The organism is Okeania hirsuta (genome assembly GCF_003838195.1).
GTDB classification, from domain to species: Bacteria; Cyanobacteriota; Cyanobacteriia; order Cyanobacteriales; family Microcoleaceae; genus Okeania; species Okeania hirsuta.
Genome location: NZ_RCBY01000353.1, coordinates 1 through 5,513, shown reverse-complemented (window position 1 = coordinate 5,513; position 5,513 = coordinate 1). Strand labels below are relative to the sequence as shown.

Sequence of the window (5,513 nt, the reverse complement as noted above, 5' to 3'; positions counted from 1 at the left end):
ACTACCAATGGTTCTGAGTAATTCTCGAAAGCGATCGCTCATTTAATTTTTCTCTCTGGTTAATTAGGTATTTATTTTTTGATTTTGTTTAGTTAGTTTACAGCAGTTTTGGAGTTGATCGGGTACAAAATTTTAGGACTTTAGGGAGTAGCAAGTAGGGAGTAGGGAGTAGGAAAAAAAGATTAACCTTAAAACTGTACCTCACGCTTCCTAAAAAGTGCTGTAATATAGCGCTACGCGCAAGTCAAAAGTCAAAAGTCAAAAGTAATCCCTGACTAACTTTGAGCTGCTTGGTGCGCGTTCCCTCACAGGAGTCAGCATTCCGCAAGCGAGCCGTCGTCGTCGCGGGGTCGCATCCGCATTTATAAATGTCCGCGCCCTATTTGCGTAGTGCCATACTCCACTGTCACCCGTAATGTCAATAGACATTGACGTGAAAATTCAAAATAAAATCAATTCTTATCCATAAATTATCAATTATTTCTCCTTGTTATATCATGTTCCCCTCCGGGGGAGCTACGCTAACGGACGGGTCAGTTATAATGAACCTTCTGCCTTCTAACCTTGCTCTTTTCCTTCAGCATAGCTGCCCTCTGCCTTCTGCCTTTGGTCTACAGATATTATAAGTATTCAACCGAACATGATATTACCTATCCCTTGTTCCCTCTTTTGGAGGAGATGTCTAATGCTAAAGTTAAGATTTAAACCCCAGCTCTAACATTCTCCTGACTACTGACTCCTGACTACTGACTTCTTCAACACTGTGGTTTGATTAATTTGCTGTGGAATTAATTCTTTTACTAGCTCCCAGAAATATTCTATCGGAGGAATTTGTATCCGATCGCTAGTTGTCACCACCACCACCTCACGACTCCAAACAGAATCTCTTATTGATGATACCTTAGAAGTACTCGGAGTTACTCCTATTGTTTTTATGGCAAGAGTGGGGTCGAGTTTAACATCTATTAAAGCTGAATGAGGTAGCAGAGCAATTAAATTTCCTTGTCGTACTACTCCTCGGAAAGCATCGAGGGTATTTAGTTCTAATGCTGCATTGAGTTTTGCCCCTAGTCGCTCAAATTGCTCTTTAACTAATCTTTGCATTCCGTAGCCATCTTTGAAAACTACTTGAGGATAGCGAATAAGTTCAGTCCAGGGAATTTGTTCGTATTTTGTGAGGGGATGGTTAGCTGCCATTAATACTTCTATCGGTTCAGTGTAGAGAACATCTACTACCATTTCTGGACTGGTAGTAAATAAGCGGTTATTCATTACTATTGCTATATCTACTAGACCGTCTTTGAGAACTTTCAAAGTGCGATCGCTTCCTAGAGCAGTTACCCGCAATTTTACTTCTGGATAGTGGCGACAAAATCTTTGCAAAACTGGAGGGAGGTAAGCAGCACAAACAGAGTGAATAGCTGCAACACAAAGTTCTGGTTGTTTTCCGGCAAGCATTTCTGTTATTTCTTGGGTAGCACTTTCCCAAGCTTGACAAATTTTCTTAGCGTAAGGCCATAAGCATTCTCCTGCTAGAGTGAGTTTGGCTTGACTGCTACGGTGAAATAGGGGAGTACCCACTTGATTTTCTAGAGCTTGCACTTGTCGGCTAACTGTTGATTGAGTGACGTTACATATTCGCGCTGCTTGTTGAAAGCTACCTGTTTCTGCAACACAAAGAAATGCTTGCAACTGCTCTAACCGCATAGAGTTTTGATTCAACTATTATTTACCAGCCTTTGATTATAGCAGATTTATTTTTTTCATTTAGTAGACTAGGATACACCTTCTCAAAATGAATTATACCAAATCTCAAAAAGTTTGCTATATATCTTTAGAGACTGTTTGTAAAGTTTTGTAGTATACAATGATTGACCTTTAAACTGTAACAACTTGGTTATTTATCCCAGATTTATAGGCTGAAATACCCAATTTGCCAGGGGTAAAAACACTTCATAATTCTTTACAAACGACCTCTTACTAATGGGGAGGTAGGGAGATGGGGACATGGGGAGATGGTAATCAAATATAGCATTAAGTACCTAAGCAAAATTATTTACCTATCCCAATTCTCTGCGCTCTTTAGAAGTTCAAGAATTCAATTTGTATAAATGTGTAATTAATTTTGCACAACCACTTACTATTTAGAAATGGTATTAGGTAACAGTGGTAAGAATGTTAGATTTTATCATATTTGATTATATTTTTGGTTTGAAAAATCCTGCAAAAAAAATCTTTGTTTGTAGTTGCACTTTAGCACTGTAAGAATCAGACCTCTAACTACAGGCTTTTCTTTTTTCTGTAGAATAATAATAGTTTTTATTCCTATTATATTATACTAGTTAAAAAAATAATGCTTGTGGATATATCTGCCTATTTCTCTCTTTTAATTACTGCATTATAGATCAAAATGAGATTTTATGGCACAATATAATACTTGGATTTAATAGGAGTTATTTATGGTATTTTATTGGTTAAAATCACAGTATATTTCTAGGAATAGCCTCATTTTTTTAGGCGTTAAGATAGCTCAATTACAGCAGATAAAAATCTGTAATTTAAAACATAAATCAGCTTTGTTAAAAATGTTTAAAAAGAACTCGATATTGATTGCTGGATTAACTATATTATCACCTATTTTTACCACTATTTCTGCCTCTGCTGCCGAAAATCTTATAATTTCTATTCCTGCTCTCGACATTACAGATCCAATCGTAGTTTCTTTGCCACCTTTTCAACTAAAAATACCAATTGAATCTATCGAAAGGTTTGCTAAAGAAGGAGAATTTAGCAAAGAATTTACCTTTTATTCTGAGCTGCTCACAACAGAAGAAACAAAAGAAATACAGACAGTTCTGAAAAAACAAAAACAAGAACTAAGAGAACTTTTTCAAAACCGTTTTGATGTTAATCCTACTATTGTCAACACATTTATGGAAGAACCAGCAGGACAAGAAGTTCTGAAAAGATTAGGTAAAATCCTGAAAACTGGAGAAAATAAAAATGGGAGTGCAGCTCTCCAAACAGCTTTTCAGTTAGCTCTTGCAGAACCAGATGGTTTGACTATTATTAATGTGTTGAAAAATTTTCCTGGAGATTTGTTAATAGAACTTGAAGAAGGTATCAATTTAACTGAAGAATTAATCGAAAGATTTGTAGAAGAACGCTTGATTGTAATAGAGCTACAAAATCAAGCTCAAGAACGATCGCTTAGTGAGAATAAAATTGATTTTAATAATTTTCCAGATTTAAGACAACCAGGAAATATAAGATGGGAAAAACAATCTATTACCTTTAGAAATCCTAATCGCGACCGCTCTTCTCCAGCAAATATTTATCTGCCAAAAAGTTCTGGAAATAAATTAATTCCTGTAATAGTTATTTCCCATGGTTTAGGTTCAGACCTAAATAGCTTTGCCTATCTTGCCGAACATTTAGCATCTCATGGTTTTGCAGTAATAGTACCAGAACATATTGGTTCAAATGCAGAAAAACTTGAAAATATCTTTGCAGGTTTTAGCAGACCTGTAGATGGAATGGAATTTATTAATCGCCCACTAGATATTAAATATTTACTGGATGAATTAGAGGCAAAAATAAACTCCGATCCAATCTGGCGAGGTCAGCTAAATTTTAAACAAGTGGGAATAGTAGGTCAATCTTTTGGCGGTTATACTGCTTTAAGTCTTGCAGGTGCTCCCCTAGACCTAGAAGATCTACGAAAAGATTGCCAATCTGAAGATACTAAATTTATCTTTAATTTATCTCTATTATTACAGTGTCAAACGAGTAATTTACCAGCAGAAATAACCGAAAATTTACGAGATGAACGTATCACAGCAGCTATTGCAATAAATCCAATTAGTAGTGGTGTATTTGGACCTGAAAAAATTAGTAAAATTGCAATACCCTTGATGATTGTTGCTAGTACTAGAGATATTTTTGCTCCACCAATTCCAGAGCAAATTTATCCATTCATTAGCTTAACTACTACAGATAAATATTTAGTTATTAGTGAACCAGCAACTCACTTTTCGTTTATTGCTGTAGAAGAAGAAGAGGAAGTTTCTATAGAACTACCAATCAAATTAATTGGTCCCGATCCTACTTTAGCTTATCCTTTTATCCAGGTACTAGGTTTAGCCTTTTTTCAAGCTTATCTGATAAATCAATCTCAATCATTACCATATCTAAGTGGGTCTTATCTACAATATATTAATCAACAACCATTTACTTTCGGTGTATTACAGTCTCTCACAGAAGACGATCTACAACAGGCGATCGACAATTTTTCCAAACGATTTAGTAATACTAATTAGGGTTTGCATATAGAAAGTCTTTTTGTTAGGGTAGGGAGTAGGCAGTAGGCAATAGTTAAGAGTTAAGAGTTAGGATTTAGGGAAGTTGTAGAAGAGGTAGTCATTCATCATTGCCCCTAGCCCCCCAGGGAACAAAACTGTAAGCAGTCAGCCGTCAGCTAAAAGCGCATAAACTGATGACTGAAAGCTGAAAGCTAAATGCTTACACAAAACTTTCTTTTGCCCCCCTGTTTCACCGGGGGAGATGTTAACCTAGTACGCTAAACTATTCAACGTCAGTTTCAAAGATCGCAAATCGTAGCCGAGCTGCCGACTCTTCTATTTCTACCAAAGACTCAATACTAACAAGTACTTTTTGTTCAATTCCTAACAGTTGCGCGGCTCGAGCAACAGCGGCTTTTTCCTTCTCGTGATACACTCCATCGGCACGGCTCATTTTGATCGCTTGGTACAACATACAACAGCGAAAATTTAGAGAAAAATCATAATGCATACCGCCCAATAGCTCTTCGATGTCCGCATTTTTTCCATCGAAATTTAGGACATTTTCTTCGATCAGGTCAGATGGTGTTCCCAGCAGCTGCTGTTCTTCCAGAAACCAATCTAATTCTTTCTGTGCTAACTCACCATCAGCACTAGCGATCGCCACTATTACTTTCAGATAGTTTCTCGCTACATCAGTATTGATAGGTCTAGTGACGTTATACATCCTCTTGCCATATGGCGTCTGTTTATAACTTGTTGCAGTAGTCATTGTGTCACCCTTTATCATTTACTCTTGCCAGGCAAGCTCTCAGCTTTTCAGCTAAAACCGGAACATTTGGCTCTCGCATCATCGTAACATGGTTACCAGGAACAAAATCAAGCTCTACTGCTCCATCAGCAAACTGGGCGTTGCTGAAATGTAATGGTAAGTAGCTGAAGGTAAAATTGAAAAACTTATGTTTTGCGTTGATACTTAATCTAAAAATCATTACCACTCAGCAACGCCACAAAATTTCTTTCCCGTGTTTCAACATTGTTCAAATAACGGTTAATTTCATCGTGGCCAACTTTTTCCAGATTGTCCGCAAGATTTTTGAGAGTGTAATTTTTCTGACTACTTATTAAATACTGACAATAATATTTTATATAATTAGGGCTTGCTGATTAAATCTAAAAGTATTTACAGATAAAGGTTTTAGCCTTTTTTTG

General features: G+C 36.6%; 4 protein-coding genes. 1 reads left to right on the top strand and 3 read right to left on the bottom strand.

Translation table 11 applies throughout. From position 1 onward, the window contains the following. Positions 1-729: 729 nt before the first annotated feature. Complete coding sequence (locus D5R40_RS29965) at positions 730-1,707, bottom strand: LysR family transcriptional regulator (RefSeq protein ID WP_124146768.1); 978 nt, start codon at positions 1,705-1,707, stop codon at positions 730-732. Positions 1,708-2,585: 878 nt separating this feature from the next. On the opposite strand from D5R40_RS29965, the gene D5R40_RS29960 reads away from it, so the two are divergent. Next, positions 2,586-4,319 (top strand): alpha/beta hydrolase, encoded by a 1,734-nt coding sequence (locus tag D5R40_RS29960; RefSeq protein WP_161565107.1) that lies wholly within the window; start codon positions 2,586-2,588, stop codon positions 4,317-4,319. A 265-nt stretch (positions 4,320-4,584) separates the two neighbouring features. Here the strand turns inward: D5R40_RS29960 and D5R40_RS29955 are convergent, their stop codons facing one another. After that, positions 4,585-5,073, bottom strand: coding sequence for a TerB family tellurite resistance protein (locus D5R40_RS29955; RefSeq protein ID WP_124155649.1), 489 nt, complete (start codon positions 5,071-5,073; stop codon positions 4,585-4,587). Between the two features lie 4 nt (positions 5,074-5,077). After that, positions 5,078-5,293: a thioesterase domain-containing protein gene (locus D5R40_RS29950; protein ID WP_124155648.1), complete on the bottom strand. Its 216-nt coding sequence runs from the start codon at positions 5,291-5,293 to the stop codon at positions 5,078-5,080. Positions 5,294-5,513: the final 220 nt, after the last annotated feature.